The following is a 15,569-nucleotide window of genomic DNA, read 5'->3' as shown; positions in this document are numbered from 1 at the left end:
GATAGAAAGGGATCAGGAGCGGTCAGTTTCCAACTAACAAACCGGTTCAAGCGGTCCCGCTCCGCGGGTCCATTTCAGATCACCGCACTGCGATTGGTGATGAGGTCCTGAACGAAGCAAGCTGCGTGCCGAACTGAATTCGTATATTTTGCGGGACTTTCCTAAGAGTGTGTCGCGTCAACTTCCTGACAGTGGTCTCAAGGCTGACAATCGAAGCGTCCGATAGTCTCTCAATCGCGCGGTAAATGTGCGAGGCAGGCCCCAATGCGCGACATTCATATTTCGTGGAGTGGTCGCGCGGCAAAGCGTGGTATCGACCAACTGGTTTCGGAGTACGTGATAAGAAAGCTATCTTATGAGCAAACGAAGCAGGAATTCTTCTGTTCGGATGGCAGTCAGGCGAACTCGAGCTTTTCCTGCTCATCCAGATGGGCCCTTTGGGTCCAAGAAGGATGAAGGATCATGGTCTTTACCCGAAGGGTCTATACGGCGAGGGAGAGAATCCATTAGCCGCCGCTAAGCAGGAGGACGAGACCGGATTCAGCATCGATGGAGAATTCCTTGAGCTCGGCGAATTCAAGCAGCCAAGCGGAAAACAATCAGTGCTTGGGGAATGAGTGGCGATTGTGCCCCCGGATTGCTCAAAAGCAACACCTTCTCGATGGAGTGGTCGCCGAAATCGAAGGACACAGGACTTTCCTGAAGTTGATAGCGCTAGGTGGCTTCAAACGGCAGAGGCCCAGTTGAAGATCACAAAGGGTCAATTGCCGATTTTACGAGCCCTTGAGCGCAAGCTCGGTGCTACTGTCTGAGACGGCGCAGCCAGAAAAAGCCGGCGCATGGGTTGGCCGGAGTTCGAGACCCTGACGTCACGCTTCCGCCTGCCAACTCCACGCATCAGCACATGGGCGCAGGCGCGGATATGATGCGGGTTACTCTCGGGAAGAGCCGGGTGCGGGAAAGCCGCCCGCCCGGATCTGTGAGGGCAAAGCCAAATGGCCGAGCTACTCGACCACGACCCGAGTGCAGCGGTGCGGTTTGGTCTGTCTGGGTGAACTCGGGGCGCGCAGTCGTGCCTGCAAAATTCGGAGAGATATTGTTTTGGTGATCCCCGATGGAGTGTTGACGAGCACTCCGTTCGACCGGGCAACTATGGGCTGGCTGGAAAGCGGAAATTGCATCTGTTCGCCATGTCCTGCATCTATGCAGCAGATATAAACGAGGGAAATTGTTATCGGCGCCATTCGGTCCTAGTCAAAACCGCATCGGGCGACAATATCGCGCGAAGGCCGCGATTCCCCGCGAGACGATAGAGCGCATCAATCGTTTGCTAGAAAGTTTGGCGATGAAGAGGGGGATTATGCTCAATCGTCTTTTTGTAAAGCACAGCGGCCGCGATCAGTCTGGCGCCGTTTATCTCCAAAGCTTCCGCGTAGAGCCGTGAGGTGGTTCGACATGCACGCAGTCTATCCATCCGACGCTGCCGTCGAAATATCGTGATCGAAGATCAAGACCTCATCTTGGAGGGCCTATAGATCTTGAGTTGCCTTCGATCTCAGGCTAGCTACCGGATAAGGTATATCATTTCGCAACTTCACACTCCGAACAAGGATTCGTCCCGGCTATGAGGACGCTTACGACGTTAGGGGCTACTATCTCCGCAGCTTTGGCGCATGACATCAGCTTTTCAGGCGGACCAATACGTGATCCGGCTCCCCTGCCATTTCCCGCTGAAGCAGACATGTTGGGGACCGTATCGCTACGTCGTCAGCGTGAATTCGCCTGGGGACGGCATCACGCTCGTGAGGCATTGCATCATCTGGGTTTCGCTCCTATTCCGATTTTGTCGAGAGTAGACCGGGCTCCTCTTTGGCCTTCGCAAGTCGTCGGAAGCATTTCGCACTCTTCGTCTGATTGCGGAGCTGTTGCGGGAGTCTCCAGCAACGTGCTCGCCCTGGGCTTGATCAGAAGAATCGGGCCTTTACAATCATCGTAACGCGTGCGCGTCGCGGTGAAGTGGCTGCTGAGAATATCGGTCTCTTCCACGCGCTCGTTGGCGAAGAAGCGGTAGGCCGCCTTCGTATTCGCCCAGTCCTGGCACGCGAACGGTATGCTGCCGCCCATGCCGTCACCGATTTTCTTTAACAGCTCGCCAAATCGTCGACCAAGACGGGCGTCTTTGAACGCGGTTTCGTCGATCTCACGCTCAGTCCAGTGTTCGATCCCGCTCGCATCACCATGATCATGGCCTCCAATCTGGCATGCCGAACGAAAAGGTGTCACCCGCTTAAACACATGAAGCACCTCGCTGCTGCGATTCAGGTGCTCAGCAGCGAATCACAAGCGATTCATTCGGTTCTCGATCAGGCCTCGCAATTAATTCAAGCACTTGTGGGTAATTCAGCACCCTAGAAACCGGTGGTCTTGCGTTATTGAGCAAGTCCCCCATTAATCGGCGTTCAGCGTCGCATGACGGCGGGGCGGTACGATGTTCGGCTGGGCCGATCAAAAGAAGGTGGGTCGGCTTTCTGTCAAAGAGCTACGGGGAAGCTCGAGGCGACCGAGAATAGCATCGGCGATGCGCTCGTGCCATTGCTCGACCGGAGATGGCTTGTCACCGCGGTTGAGCCGCGGCCACGCGATCCTCCATCATCTCCAGCAGGTCGCGTTGCTGCTCGGCCGTCATCGAGGCAGGTCCACAGTCGTCATTTGTGGACGGCCTCTGATGGCAAGCCCAATTTGGCACTTTGAACGACTTATACGGGTCCGATCGCATGTCCGGCCTTTAGCGCGGATCATATCTCCGCGGGCCCCCGACGAAGTCAGACAACCAAGTGGTCACATCAAAAGATGCGAGCTTTAAAGCTCACACGACCGGGGTTTCCTGGTTTTTGGCGGCGACCGTTGTATTTCATCATGCTTTCTTGCACTCACCAAGCTTATAGTTCTTGATTCGGAAGTGGCTGGCAGAAACTCACGTTCAAGGTTTGGCGAACATTTTCGGTGCAGAAGCACTCTCCCGTTTTCATCATTGCCCAGATGATCCGAGCGAACTTGTTGGCAAGAGGGACGGTCACCAGCCGCGCCGGCCTTTTTGCCAAGAGCCCGACAATCCAGTCGCGCAAGCCGCAAGTCTCAAGGTGTTTCGTGCCGCATCAGAGGTTGAGTTTCAACTCAATGTCTCCAAAAACTGAAGGGCCGAGTTCGAGTTGGAGCCAACGTGGTTTCCCTGCACAAGGCCAGTTTCAGTTCGCCGTCTCATTGAGACGAAGCGCATTTTTGGCAATCCGTAGGCCTACCTCGCCGCCCAGAGACATCAGCGATTCCGGATGAAATTGCACGCCATCGACCGGCAAACTCTTGTGCTCGAGCGCCATAGGAATGCCGTCCTCGGTATTTGCCGTTACCCTAAGTACCTCGGGGACGCTATCACGCTCGACGTATAGCGAATGATAGCGGCCGATCACGATCTCGCTGGGCAAGCCCTGCAGAAGCCGGCCACCCCACACCTGAATGGGGGAGGGGCGGCCATGGGCGGGCTGGTGAAGCTGGCCGAGCCGGCCGCCGAAATATTCGCCGATCGCCTGCACGCCGAGGCAGACCCCGAACACCGGCAGCTTCTTCTCTAGCGCCGCATCGATGGTCTTCTTGATCGCGAAATCCTCCGGACGCCCGGGGCCGGGCGACAGTACCAGCAAATCCCACCTCTTCTGCTTGAGCATGTCGAGCGCATGCACATAGCGGGCCACGGTGACGCTGGCACCGACCTGGCGGAAATAGTCGGCGAGCATGTGCACGAAGCTGTCGTCGTGATCGATCAGCAGCACCTGCTTGCCGCTTCCGGTGACATCGGGCGCAAAGGTCGGCAGCGGCTTTGGCGGATCGCCGCGCAGCGCCTGGAACAGGGCGGCGGCCTTGACCTGGCATTCGCGGTCTTCGGCGGCGGGGTCTGAATCGAACAGGCAGGTCGCGCCGACACGCACTTCAGCCAAGCCATCCTTCATACGGATGGTGCGGATGGTGAGACCGGTGTTGATGCTGCCGTCGAAATTCACCGCTCCGATCGCGCCGGCATACCAGCGCCGTGGCGAGCGCTCGTGATCCTCGACGAACTGCATCGCCCAGAGCTTTGGCGCGCCGGTCACGGTGACCGCCCAGGCGTGGGTGAGGAAGGCATCGAGCGCGTCGAAGCCGGGGCGCAGCATGCCTTCGACATGATCGACGGTGTGGAACAGTTTTGAGTAAGTCTCGATCTGCCGCCGCGCCAGCACCTTGATGGTGCCGGGCACGCAGACGCGCGCCTTGTCGTTGCGGTCGACGTCGGTGCACATGTTGAGCTCGAACTCGTCCTTCTCCGAGTTCAGGAGCTGGCGGATCTGCTCGGCATCGCCGATCGCATCGGTGCCGCGCGCGATCGTGCCCGATATCGGGCAGGTCTCGACGCGGCGTCCATCCGAGCGCACGAACATCTCCGGCGAGGCCGACACCAGGAATTCGCCCTCGCCGAGATTCATCAGCGCGCCGTAGGGCGAGGGGTTGATGACGCACAGGCGCTGGAATACTTCGGCCGGCGAGCGGTCGCAGGGCTCGGCGAAAAGCTGACCCGGCACGGCTTCAAACAGATCGCCACGAGCAAAGGCCGCGCGCGCGATCTCGACGGTGGCGTGATATTCGCCGGGGGCGTGATCGGCAAAACCCTGGCGCGGCGTCTTCAGATACGGGCTGTCGGCGGTCTCGCGCGGCAGGCCTTCGGTCGACTTGCCCTTCCAGGCAAAGTCGTAGCTCAGCACCACGCCGCGGCCGGTGTCGCGGTCATAGGCCAGCAGGCGATCGGGCACATAGAGCACGATGTCGCGCTGGTCCTGCTCGCGCGGGCGCTTCTGCACGAGGTCCTCGATCTGGAACACGAGGTCGTAGGCGAAGGCACCGAACAGGCCGAGCAGGCCGTCGTCATTGGCGGAGAAGGCGGCGACGAGATCGCGCACCAGCGACATCACGCCGGCACGCCGGGTGCGCTGGTCCTCCTCGACCGGCGCATCGCCGCGGATGATGTGACCTGCAAGCCGCGTGGCCGCCTTCTCGGAGATCACCACGCAGGGCTCGCGCAGGACCTCAGTGAGAAAGGCGATCAGCACCTGCCCGCGTTCGTTCAGCGCTTCCAGCTTGAAATTGACACCTGATGTCTCGAGCTTGAGCGGCGGGTCGGAGAAGCCGAGATCGAAGCTCTCGTAGCGGCCGGGCACCGTCGTGCCCGAGGACAGCACCACGCCGCGGCGGCGGTCGAGCAGGCTGACGAGATCGTCGAGCCGGCTCGCGCCGCCGGTGAACTGCTCGGCCACGCGCGTGATCGCGAGACCTCCACGGGTCACATAGTCGCTTCTGGCCGGGAGGGCGAAGACTGGCCGGTTCATGTGATCCTCTTACGTGCTTGGCCAAGGGAACTCCGCACACAGAACGAAACCTTGGGCACAAATTCCGATTCTTCGGATCCTCGAAGCCAGAACACGATGCACCGTCGCGTTACCTGACAACAGCCACCGACCGCCACTCTTCCGATCGTCGGATCTGCCACTCCGTGCTGCTTCCGGTAGACGGGATTGCCTAGATTCGATGGTTCCATGCTAGGAGACTTAGCTGTTGAGAAGCTGACGAGTCCCAGAACATACAGTGGGTCAATCGCAACCGCGCTGCTTTCCCAGGGAAAGTCCGCCCGCACACCGCCAAGCCCATCCAGATCCTTATGATGGCGCCGGATGAGGCAATGTGAGCTCACCTTTTCCGTCCAATTGCGCGCGGCCGCAGCCAGGAAAGTCATCGAGATTGCTGCTTCGCCTGCGAGTTGGATCGCGAAGTTGATATCCTTCAAGGAATTCGCGATCGATATCCCCAGAACATCTGGGTTCTCGCCCAACACGAAGGCGGCGAACGCCTGAAATATTCCACTGTTTTACTCACATCACCTCCGTCGTCGATCTTCAGCTTGCTCATCCCGCGGTCGAGAATGCAGGCAGATATTCTGCTCGAGTATCAACTCCTTGCCTTTGTCCTTGCGGTACAGCCTGCGTCCGGATCGGTGGTCGAAGCATGGGTGTTGCTCGAGCTTTTTGGCCATGGAAGTCCGCATCGGCATTGCGCCCGCCGCCTTGAGCCGGCGGCTCGCCGGAGCCGTCCTTCGAAGCCCCAGCCTCGATCAGCGTGCCATCGACCAACAAATGGTCGCGCGACTGGTGTGAAATCAGATTACCGTCAGCTTCGATGTGTATGTGTGGAAGGCAGAGCGCGATGACGCTCGCCAAGCTGATACAACACGGGAGAAAGACATGGCTGTAATCCGCGGCACAAACTCCGACGATCACTTGAATGGAACGCCCGCGAGGGACTATATTAAGGGCTTGGACGGGAACGACTGGCTCTCCGGTAGAGCGGGCGCCGATAATCTGGAAGGCAATAAGGGCAACGACACGCTCTCTGGTGATGAGGGTGACGATTTTCTGTTCGGCGATGAGGGCAACGATACCCTGTTCGGCAATGAGGGCAACGACAACTTCTTCTTCACGAGCGGCGGCGGCAACGATGCCGTGATGGACTTCACGGTGGGGGACAAGCTGCATATCGAGGAAGGGATCAATGCCACTAATATTCACACGGTTGCGGATCTTGTCGCTCACGTGGAGGCGGCTGGCGCGGACAGCGCGGTCGTTGACCTCGGAAAGGGCAATTCGATCACGCTCTCCAATGTAAGTGCTAACGACGTTCAGCAACACCCGGAAACTTACTTCTCGATCTTGCATTCCAACGATCTATTCACCTGATTTTCTCGGCATACCTTTTGGCCGAGCAGCGCGGCCGGGCACGGCGATCGCTAGGGCACACCCTGTCTGCCTGCGGCGATTCGCCGCCGCTCCCGATAAGGTGAATTGAACAGGACAGAGACATGGCGGTCGGTTCATCGCCATAGCGTCTCCGCGCATACTCAGCTCGCTGTCAGTAAGGACCGATTGTTTGATCTGAGTGCCGCAATAACCTCGGCTGCCGCGCCGCAATCAGGTTGGAAGCGCGGATTGCCTCACGCATCCATGCTGCCGAGTACGGTCCGTTGCCTCATTTGCTTTGCTGCCCGGCCTCCTCCGCTGGTTCCTGGCTCATCACGGGGGATTGTGACGCATGCGTCGATGGCGTCCCCTGTGAGGGGACGAACAGCAATGCGTTTGCTTGCTCGCTATCCGGCGCCCAACGTGAGCGGGCGGCCGACGTTGCCAACCTGCAGTCGGCGCGCGATTCGATTACTGCGGCCCCGCTGATCGACTTGTTCCTCGCCAGCTTGCCTACGATCTGAAGAGCGCGCATCTCGACCGCCGCACCGGCCTGATCCAAAAGCGGAGCGAGGTGTTGTCCTGATCCGCTCGCTCAGGCGAGCCCACGGTTTAGTGTTCGGGAGAGCCGCTCCAGCCAGCTCCATCAGCCGCTGCCGCGCGGCAAACAGGATACGTGCGGCGTCAGCGAGCAGCGGATGCCTACGCCCGCCCGCTTGATGTCGTGGGCGCCTGCTCCCACCCAAAACAGGGCCAATTGGCGGTCTTTCGTGCAGATTTGCGCCTCGAAATCGGGGAAGAAGGCAAGGGCATAGAGGAGCAGTTCCAGCGCCCTGAGATCGCTGAGAGCATTATACGCGTCACCATCCGTATAACTGTCGTGCAGCTTCAGCAGCCGCTTCGATGCGCACCGTACAGTCGGATGGACGAGTGCGCTCAGTAGCGCCAGAACCAAGAGCGACGAGCGCGGCACCTGATGTGCATCGGCCGCCTCGAGCACTGTATTCCAGCGGGCATCTATCTCGCGTCGGGCGGTCGGCTTGCAGAGCGATGGCGCCAGCGCCTTAAGCCGCGCCTGGTTTCGTTCAAGGCCCGGCCGCATATCCTCGATCAGCCCGAGCAAGCCTTTGAGCGAGTCTGGCCCAACCATCAGCCGCTTGTGGCAAGCGCTCTTAAGCTTTGCGACCGCCTCATCCAACTGTTCGCGCGCCTCGTCTGGCGTCGAGAGCGCCCGGCCATTGCCTTCCATCGCTGCGAGCGTTGGATTGATCTTGACCTGTGAGCCTGCGAACAGATCGAGGAAATCTGGCTCGCGCCCGACCGTGTGGCCACCGGCAAAGCGTCCGGAGAGCTCGGAGATGATGTTGCGGTCGGGAAAGACCACGGCGTTGTCGCGCGTGGCGGCGAGTACCGATGGAAGCCAGCCCCCACGCACGAGGCCGATTGCCTGCGCAGTGAAGGGGCTCTCGAGCATCGCCGTGATATGCGCATATTTAGAAAGATCGACGCCTTCGACGTCGGTCTCGAGGATCCGGCCATTGTACATCTCAAGCGGAATGGTAACCGCTTGGTGGAGCTTGGCCGCGTCGAGCTCCTCATAGCTACGAGGCTTGATATCGACCTCGGTGAAGGTGAGTGTCCTGGGCGCGCCGCCGTCCGGATGCTCGATCTCTCGGAAAGTGAAGACATGCCCGCCTGGACACGGCGGTTTGATCTCACCGGCAAAAGTCTGCATCACCTCCTTCAATGTGTGGACTCACATGCTGGCTTTCGCCGCGTCTCACCTGCCGCGCCAGCCGATGCAGCTTGGCCAGACGGAATTGCAGCTTCAGGATATCATGGTTGTCTTGATCCATCCCATCTGCTCGGCGCTCAGCTTGTCGGACGAGGATTTGACCTCGACCAGCATGAACGCTTCGTCGCGATGGAGGATGAGATCCGGCCAGCCGATATAATGGCCCCAATAGTCGGCGACGAGGTAGCGCAGGATCAGCAGGATCGTGTCCGGCGGCAGGATCTCGATGAGCCGCCGGGCCCGGCTCACGTCGGCCTCGCGATGCGCCCAGAGGTATTGACGCAGCCCGTCGCTGGGGCTCAGCCAATAGGCAAACAACTCAAGCAAGGCACCGCGATCCGCCTCGCCATCGGGCTTGAAGAAAAATGCTGACCGTACGTATCTGGCGCATCGATATGCGGACGGCGTTAACGAGTGCCCGACTGGCATCCTCCATCAAATGCCAACGGTCGGCGACCAGCACCGCGTGTGGCAGTGCCTTTGCTGCGGCTTCGCCATATCCCCCGCCACGATCGCGAGCGACGATGGAGATCGTGGGATGAGCAGCCAGCCAGGCTCGGGCGGTCGCAGGCTCGCGATCCGGCAGCAAGTTGGCAACCCGGCGCCTTTCAAGGTTGCAGATGATGCTGGCGTATCGGTGATTGCGCCGCCAGGCCCAGTCATCGATGCCGATGATCTTCTAGACAATCGGCCGGCGAACGGCTGCGGCGTCGAACAACACGCAGAAGCGTGTCCTTGCTTCTGGCAGCATTAGCCGTTTTGCGAAGCCCGCTGCCGGTCGGCCGCCAAGCGCCAGACCGAGATGATGGACGATAGAGTCCAGCCGCGCCGTGCGTCGCGCCGATGGCGCCAATATCCCGTCGGCGAAACGCTCAGTGAAGATCTGGCGTCCGCACAGGACGGCGTCGCAGCGGAAGCGGCGGGCAATCACCAGGAGCTCTACGACCCGCCGGGCCAGCGGCAGATCGGTCACGTGTCGCCGATATCGGCTACGCGAGGTGGACCCGCTTCGGTCGCTGATGGCAACAGTCGAGCGAACTGGGTGTTCGGCAGCGACACTCGTCAGCTGATCGACAGGTAGGCCTGCTAAGGGCAGAACGCTTCCACGTTGACTGTGCTCCGGGACTTATCTGGTCAGCGAAATGGCAGGAAGCCTCGCAGCAGTATCGATCCATTTGCCGCGGTGGGATTCGTGTGAACCTGTACCGGCTCGAGTCGGGCTCGGGAGCCGCAGCGCACGTGCACTGGCTCTCGAATGATCATTGCGCTGCGCAACCACCTGCTTCGCGGCCTTGAGAAGCGGCGGGCGTATTCTTTATTCTGACGACGGGGAAAGGTATTGATGAACACAGGACAGGCACAGCGGAGTGCAGGTTCTTCCACGGACATTTCTGAAGAGGGGGAGCAGGAAAGCTACCTCCGCGGCTTCACTCGAGCCGTGGCGGATTGGGTCGAAGTCTTGACAGGATATCGGACCCCCGCCTCCTCGCGCGAGCAGATCCTGGAAAACTGGGTTGCCGAAGAGGGGCAGGGCGAAGCCGAGAATCGGCAACAGGGGGCCTCACGAATTAGGGTTTCAAACAACATGGGCTCGCATTCGGTAGATTTGTCATCGCTCTCCCTGACCGCTTTGCCCGCCGCCCTGCCGCCGAGGCGGCTGGAACTCCGCGCCATGCACAACGAGCTAAGCAGCCTGCCCGCTGGGCTGCCACCCGGTCTCCAGCATCTTCTCATTAGCCACAACCGGTTGACCAGTTTGCCGGACGCTCTTCCGGCGAGCCTCCTTCGGCTGGAGGTGAGCGGTAACAGGTTGACCAGTCTGCCGGCCAACCTCCCGGCGCGGCTCGAGATCCTGAACGCAAACAACAACCGACTAAGTAGCCTGCCCGACGCTCTCCCGAGCAGGCTCACCTCGCTCGCGGTTAGCGGCAATCAGCTGACCGACCTCCCCGAGCCCCTCCCATCCGGGCTCACTGAACTCGATGTCAGCAGCAATCAATTGACCAACCTCCCCGAACTCCTTCCGAGCGCGCTCCAATCGCTCAATCTCGGCGGTAACCGGCTGACCAGCCTGCCTGAGGATCTCTTATCGAGTTTTAGCTACCCCCATTTGGAGAACCTCGAGCTCGGGGATAACCCACTGCCGGACGAGGTCCGCGCTAACCTGGCGGGGGCTGAAGCGTCACCGCAGCTTGAGCAGGTGCCTCTGTACGAGGCTGCCGCGCACTGGCTCGGGGACGACCCGGCGGCACTGGCCGAATGGCAGCACTTTGCGGATGAGCCAGGCGCCCAGGACTACGCACGGTTCCTAGAGAGGCTGCGAGGAACCGTGAACTATGGCAATGACGAGTTTCGGCAGGCAGTGGCTGATGATCTGCGGCAGGCGGCGACCAATCCGAGATTGCGCGAGCAGTTTTTCACACAGGCTTCCGAGGCCAACGCGAGCTGCGAGGATCGTGTTACTTTGCACTGGAACGGTATGCAGACCGCGCGCCTTAACGCTGACGTCGAGGACGGTCGATATGACGATCGGCTTGGCGAACTGATCCAGCGCGGCCATGTTGCGTTCCGCTTGGAGGCGCTGGACGCGATCGCGCGCGACAGGGTCAACTCGCTCCTCAGCGTCGACCCGAGCATAGACGACGTCGAAGTCTACCTGGCCTATCAACATCTGCTGCGCGAGCCGCTCGAGCTGAGTCACGTCGCCCCTAACATGCGCTTCCTGGCGGTCTCTCACGTAACCCCGGATGATGCGGCGCGGGCGCTGGACCTGGTTCGGGAGCGGGAAGCGAACCAATTCACCGACTACATGGCAACCCGCTGGCAACCCTGGGAGACGGTGCTGAGGCGCATCGCCCCGGACGAACATGCAGCGATGCAAGACCGACTCGTCGAAGCCATGGGCGAGGAGTTTCAAACCCGCTTGGATCAGCGACTGGCCGAGCATGGTCTGCTAGGCGACCTGGATGCCGAGCGGGTGCTCGGAGCCCAAGTCCGAAACGAAATCGCTGGCGAGATCAAACGCGAGGTCATGCACCGGCTGCTCGCAGAGCGTGGCCTCGAACAATGAGGTTTCCAAGACTCCCGCAGGGATATTTTTCATTGCTCTGTGGCGCTACCTAAAGATCGATTGTCAATCGGCTTGCAAATTTGAACGCCGATTGACAACAAGCCGCCGATATCGCTGATCAACCGCTCACCGGCGCTTCCGCCGAATGAGCCCTAACCCCGGAAAATTCCAGCGTTGGCTGGCCTAAAGTCGGGGAGCACTTCACCGTGGGCCAGAACGAACTTCAAACTGGATTAAGCCCGTGGGGCTAGGTCGGGACGAGCAGTCAGCCGCCGACATCAGCTGAGTTTCATCAGAGAACTCGCGGCCGGGCGGTTCGAAATCTCCGCATGCCCCAACATCGACACGTTGGTGAAGAGGTTTCAGGCTTGGCCGGCCCACAAGGCAGCTCTTGCAAAGGGCGGAACGAACAGTTTTGCCCCGTAGCCGCCGAGCGAACCGGCGCCGGGACGAGAAATCTATTCGCGCACGGCGAGTTCAACGTTCACCGCCGGGTCGAGGACCCTGCCGGCAAGGTCCTTGATCAGGACCTCGTTCCCAGATTCGGCGAGTTCATTGGCCTTACCTGTCGAGTCACGTGGCGGGGATTGATGAGAGCCCGCTGGGGCGCGCGTGCAGCGACCGGCAGGCGGAGCTTGCCAAGCTCTTGCCCGCAGACGTGCAAGACCTCTGGGACGCCTTGGTGGGCTTCACGCAGGAGCAGTTGATGCGCCTGCTGGCGCATTGTGCGGCCCTTACGGTCGATGCGGTCGTCCGCCCGGGTGCAAGCGTATCACCACCTCTGAAACACGCCGAGGCGCTCGCTGAGGCGGTCTCGCTGGATATGGCGGCACACTGGCAGCCCACTGTCGCCAGCTACCTTGGGCAGGTGACCAAGGCGGTCATCGTTGAGACCGTACGAGAGGGCGTCTCCGAGGAAGCCGCCGCGCAACTGGCAGACTTGAAGAAGCCCGCGATTGCGGAAGCGGCCGAGCGGTTGCTGGCCGACAAGGGTTGGCTGCCGCAGGTGCTGCGGTCGCTGCAACGGACGCCGGAGGCTGCACTGGCCGCGTAGTCACCAGCCGACCATTGAGCCGGGCCGCGAAGGCGGCCCGGCTCTTCGCGTCGGAAAAATTTGCCGCGCCCCAAAGGGGCGCGGTGCCGTGGCTGCCGAGAGCCAACCATCTGGAGAGCTTGCCTCCAGATGTCTTGATGCAATCCTCTTCTTGCCTCTTCCACCACTACACACGGCGATTTGATATCTGTATGGGACAACCAGGGCCTCGCGTTGGACCTTTTTGGCCGAGTGCCGCCCCTGCGCGAATGGTCCGGCTCGTAATAAACTGAACGCCAACTTCCGAGCCGTCTAACCGGATCAACTCGCAGCGGCGGAAGACCAGCCCCGTGGTCGAAAGCAACAGGAAAAACACTCGTGTCTTGAGGACGTCTGCCGACCCCTCTATGCGAAGGCGCGCCCCCGTTTCGGAAACATCCAGGAGAATGCAATCGCGCCGCCATGTGCCGTCAGAGCCCACAAGGGTCGCTCGGTATTCATGCTCAAACTGAACGCGCTTCGCTTTTCGCCTGTCCCAACTCATAGGCTCCGCGCCGATTCAGTTGTGTCTTCAAAATGCAACATCACAATGGGGCTCTCGAGAAGAGCCAAATGGCTCTCTTCAGCGCTAACGCACCACCAACCCCTACTCGAAACTTGGCAATCAGGGACGCACCGGTATCCTGCACGGCAGCTAACAGTCGCCTGTCGGCAACCGTTGTCATCGTGAGCTGAGTAGCCCGGCAGGTGATTGAGTAAAAACAGTATCAGATGGTCAGCGCTTGGTATGCATCGCACGATCCAGATCCTGCAACACCGCACGGGCCCTTTGCAGGCTATTTTTCCGCCCAGAATGCAGCTTCTCCTCGTTATCTTCCTAAAAACGCACTTTCCTTGCGCGATCCTGTGCCAACAATTGCCGACATGGAGTCCGGGCAAACGACTACAGCGACTCTTGTTCTTACGCTCGTGCGCCGCAAAGGTTCACCGCGTCATGTCTTTGATAATGAATCGTTGTAGCATCCTCAGCATTAGACCTCTGTCCGGGGGCAGCTTATGCATATTCAGTTGCGGCGCATTTTTCTCACTGGTGGTTTTCTGATTGTACCGTCATTAGCCGTTGCGGGAGATCCACCTTCAACTCCGCCCAAGACGACCGCGCCCCTAGGCGGGGGCACATTTGGACCTCGCCGCCTCCCAAGCCGCCGGACAACAACTCCGGTGGCTCTGTCGGCGTTCAATTTCCGCCTGACCGGGGGGCCGACTCGCGTCTCTGCAACGGAAAGCCTTGCTGACTCAAACTTGAATCGATTCGGCGGCGCGCGGAGCGGCGTGAGCGCGCGCGTTTCCTGTTACCCCATCAACCATTGGAGAATTGAGAGTGGAATCGAGAAGCTCTATTTGCGGATGCCGTGGTCTGGCGCTGGCTGCTTTCATCTTATCGCTCGGGACTGGTGCCTCGTCCGCGCAGCAGGCCATACCAATAGGCAATCTGCCGCCGGAAGTTGCCAGCGCGATCAAGGCCGCGCCCCTGACGCAGACGCTGATCCCGATCTCGGGAGAGGAAAAGTTTTCGCAACAGATCATCAAGGCGGATGAGATTTCGTTCTCCGAAGGGGCACGAATGACTCTCACCAACGTTGACGCTCCCTGGATTGTCGTGGCGGCGCAGCGAATGAAATTTGCCAAGCCGGATGCGTACAGCATTATCCAGAGAGACACTTCGAAGCTCAGCGCTGCCAACGGGAGCCCGGGAGCACCCGGTGCAACGGGGGCAGATCATCCAGGCGAGACAAACAGGACTGGAAATCCGGGCTATCCCGGTGGCCCCGGCGGACCCGGGCTAGCGGGATCCACGAAGCAGCTCCCCGACGTGTATGTCGTCGTTGGCGAACTGCTCGATCCTCGCGGGCCCATTCCACCAGGTCTGCTGAACGTCGTGTTTCTCTTCCGCGGGCTTGATGGCGGGGACGGTGGCAACGGAGGCCGCGGTGGAAATGGCGGTCGGGCCGGAAACGGAAAGGAAGGGGCCACCTCCCTGTTCGACTGCAAGGAGGGTGGCGGACCAGGTGGAGTTGGCGGTGCCGCCCGTGCCGGAGGAAGAGGTGGCGACGCCGGCAAAGGTGGTGACGGAGCTGACCTGGTCTTTGTAACCACGAAGAACAGCTATGACGTGCTTAGTTTCTCACGGATCAATAACGTTGGCGGCCGCGCTGGCCTGCCTGGACGTGGAGGAGATCCCGGAACGCCTGGGCCGGGCGGATCTGGTGCGGGCAGAAACGGCTATTGCCGCGCGACGCCCGGTGGCCCTTCCGGTGCATATCCTAACCCGATCAATCTGGGTCCCGGTAATCCGGCCGTCGACGGGCAGAAAGGCACGGTCACAGCTGTGATCCTTCCATCCGTGGGTCCGCTCTTCGGTCACTAGCGGACGGCGTGCTCTGGTGAGGCTCTCTCGCGGACTGAGAGGGCCTCTCCCTTGGTTCGGTGCCACCGTGTCGCTATCCGCGCCTTTTCCTGTGCAATCCTCCCCTGCTTCCTTCGACAAAACGCATTCTCGCGCGGCCCTATTGTGTCTCAAGCCCATCTTCTGTGTCGAACGTTCAAAGATTGTTTTGCATAAAACCTCATCCGAGCCTCAAGGACTAGCAATATCCCCTCCATACACTCTATAGTTGCCGCGTCTTTTTGAGGAGGCCGAAATGATTTTCATGAGAGCATTCCTGTTGCTTACCGCGGTTCTGAGCTTCTCCAACGCAAATGCGGCCTGTGAATTGGTTCGAGCGACCGACGCAGATCCCCCAGCCGGTCAGCAGCCCTCGCCAGCACAGTCCTTGAATGAGTCGTTTCCTACGACAT

9 protein-coding genes and 3 pseudogenes are annotated in these 15,569 nt (G+C 60.1%); 5 read left to right on the top strand and 7 right to left on the bottom strand.

Annotation, left to right across the window (positions count from 1 at the left end; translation table 11 throughout):
- Window positions 1-1,624 precede the first annotated feature (1,624 nt).
- Window positions 1,625-1,870: pseudogene (locus AC5ZG5_RS38870) on the top strand (hypothetical protein); the annotation flags it as partial.
- On the opposite strand, the gene AC5ZG5_RS38865 reads toward AC5ZG5_RS38870, so the two are convergent.
- The 3 genes and pseudogenes from AC5ZG5_RS38865 to AC5ZG5_RS38855 all read right to left on the bottom strand — a co-directional run.
- Window positions 1,816-2,283: an IS4/Tn5 family transposase DNA-binding protein gene (locus AC5ZG5_RS38865; RefSeq protein WP_456646099.1), complete on the bottom strand. Its 468-nt coding sequence runs from the start codon at window positions 2,281-2,283 to the stop codon at window positions 1,816-1,818. The pseudogene AC5ZG5_RS38870 and the gene AC5ZG5_RS38865 sit on opposite strands and share 55 nt — an antisense overlap.
- Window positions 2,284-3,245: 962 nt before the next feature.
- Window positions 3,246-5,411 (bottom strand): anthranilate synthase component I, encoded by a 2,166-nt coding sequence (locus AC5ZG5_RS38860; RefSeq protein WP_456646098.1) that lies wholly within the window; start codon window positions 5,409-5,411, stop codon window positions 3,246-3,248.
- 620 nt (window positions 5,412-6,031) lie between these two features.
- Window positions 6,032-6,224 (bottom strand): annotated as a pseudogene (locus tag AC5ZG5_RS38855) (IS5/IS1182 family transposase); the annotation flags it as partial.
- Window positions 6,225-6,320: 96 nt separating this feature from the next.
- Between AC5ZG5_RS38855 and AC5ZG5_RS38850 the strand changes: the two are divergent.
- Window positions 6,321-6,812 carry a calcium-binding protein gene (locus tag AC5ZG5_RS38850; protein WP_456646097.1) on the top strand — a complete coding sequence of 164 codons (492 nt, stop codon included), beginning with the start codon at window positions 6,321-6,323 and terminating at the stop codon, window positions 6,810-6,812.
- Window positions 6,813-7,458: 646 nt separating this feature from the next.
- Here the strand turns inward: AC5ZG5_RS38850 and AC5ZG5_RS38845 are convergent.
- From AC5ZG5_RS38845 to AC5ZG5_RS38835, 3 genes and pseudogenes are all read right to left on the bottom strand, one after another.
- Window positions 7,459-8,547: a hypothetical protein gene (locus AC5ZG5_RS38845; RefSeq protein WP_456646096.1), complete on the bottom strand. Its 1,089-nt coding sequence runs from the start codon at window positions 8,545-8,547 to the stop codon at window positions 7,459-7,461.
- A 93-nt stretch (window positions 8,548-8,640) separates the two neighbouring features.
- Complete coding sequence (locus AC5ZG5_RS38840; RefSeq protein WP_456646095.1) at window positions 8,641-8,934, bottom strand: VRR-NUC domain-containing protein; 294 nt, start codon at window positions 8,932-8,934, stop codon at window positions 8,641-8,643.
- A 43-nt stretch (window positions 8,935-8,977) separates the two neighbouring features.
- Window positions 8,978-9,703: pseudogene (locus AC5ZG5_RS38835) on the bottom strand (ISL3 family transposase); the annotation flags it as partial.
- Between the two features lie 246 nt (window positions 9,704-9,949).
- On the opposite strand from AC5ZG5_RS38835, the gene nopM reads away from it, so the two are divergent.
- Window positions 9,950-11,677: a T3SS effector NEL-type E3 ubiquitin ligase NopM gene (gene nopM, locus AC5ZG5_RS38830; protein ID WP_456646094.1), complete on the top strand. Its 1,728-nt coding sequence runs from the start codon at window positions 9,950-9,952 to the stop codon at window positions 11,675-11,677.
- 577 nt (window positions 11,678-12,254) lie between these two features.
- On the top strand, window positions 12,255-12,731 hold the full coding sequence (locus AC5ZG5_RS38825) for a hypothetical protein (RefSeq protein WP_456646093.1): 477 nt from the start codon (window positions 12,255-12,257) through the stop codon (window positions 12,729-12,731).
- 166 nt (window positions 12,732-12,897) lie between these two features.
- On the opposite strand, the gene AC5ZG5_RS38820 is transcribed toward AC5ZG5_RS38825, so the two are convergent.
- Window positions 12,898-13,254 carry a PilZ domain-containing protein gene (locus AC5ZG5_RS38820; RefSeq protein WP_456646092.1) on the bottom strand — a complete coding sequence of 119 codons (357 nt, stop codon included), beginning with the start codon at window positions 13,252-13,254 and terminating at the stop codon, window positions 12,898-12,900.
- A gap of 837 nt (window positions 13,255-14,091) precedes the next feature.
- On the opposite strand from AC5ZG5_RS38820, the gene AC5ZG5_RS38815 reads away from it, so the two are divergent.
- Window positions 14,092-15,138 carry a hypothetical protein gene (locus AC5ZG5_RS38815; RefSeq protein ID WP_456646091.1) on the top strand — a complete coding sequence of 349 codons (1,047 nt, stop codon included), beginning with the start codon at window positions 14,092-14,094 and terminating at the stop codon, window positions 15,136-15,138.
- Window positions 15,139-15,569: the final 431 nt, after the last annotated feature.

The sequence above is a fragment of the Bradyrhizobium sp. Ses1 genome, assembly GCF_059512365.1.
This window is presented reverse-complemented; position numbering and strand designations above follow the sequence as displayed.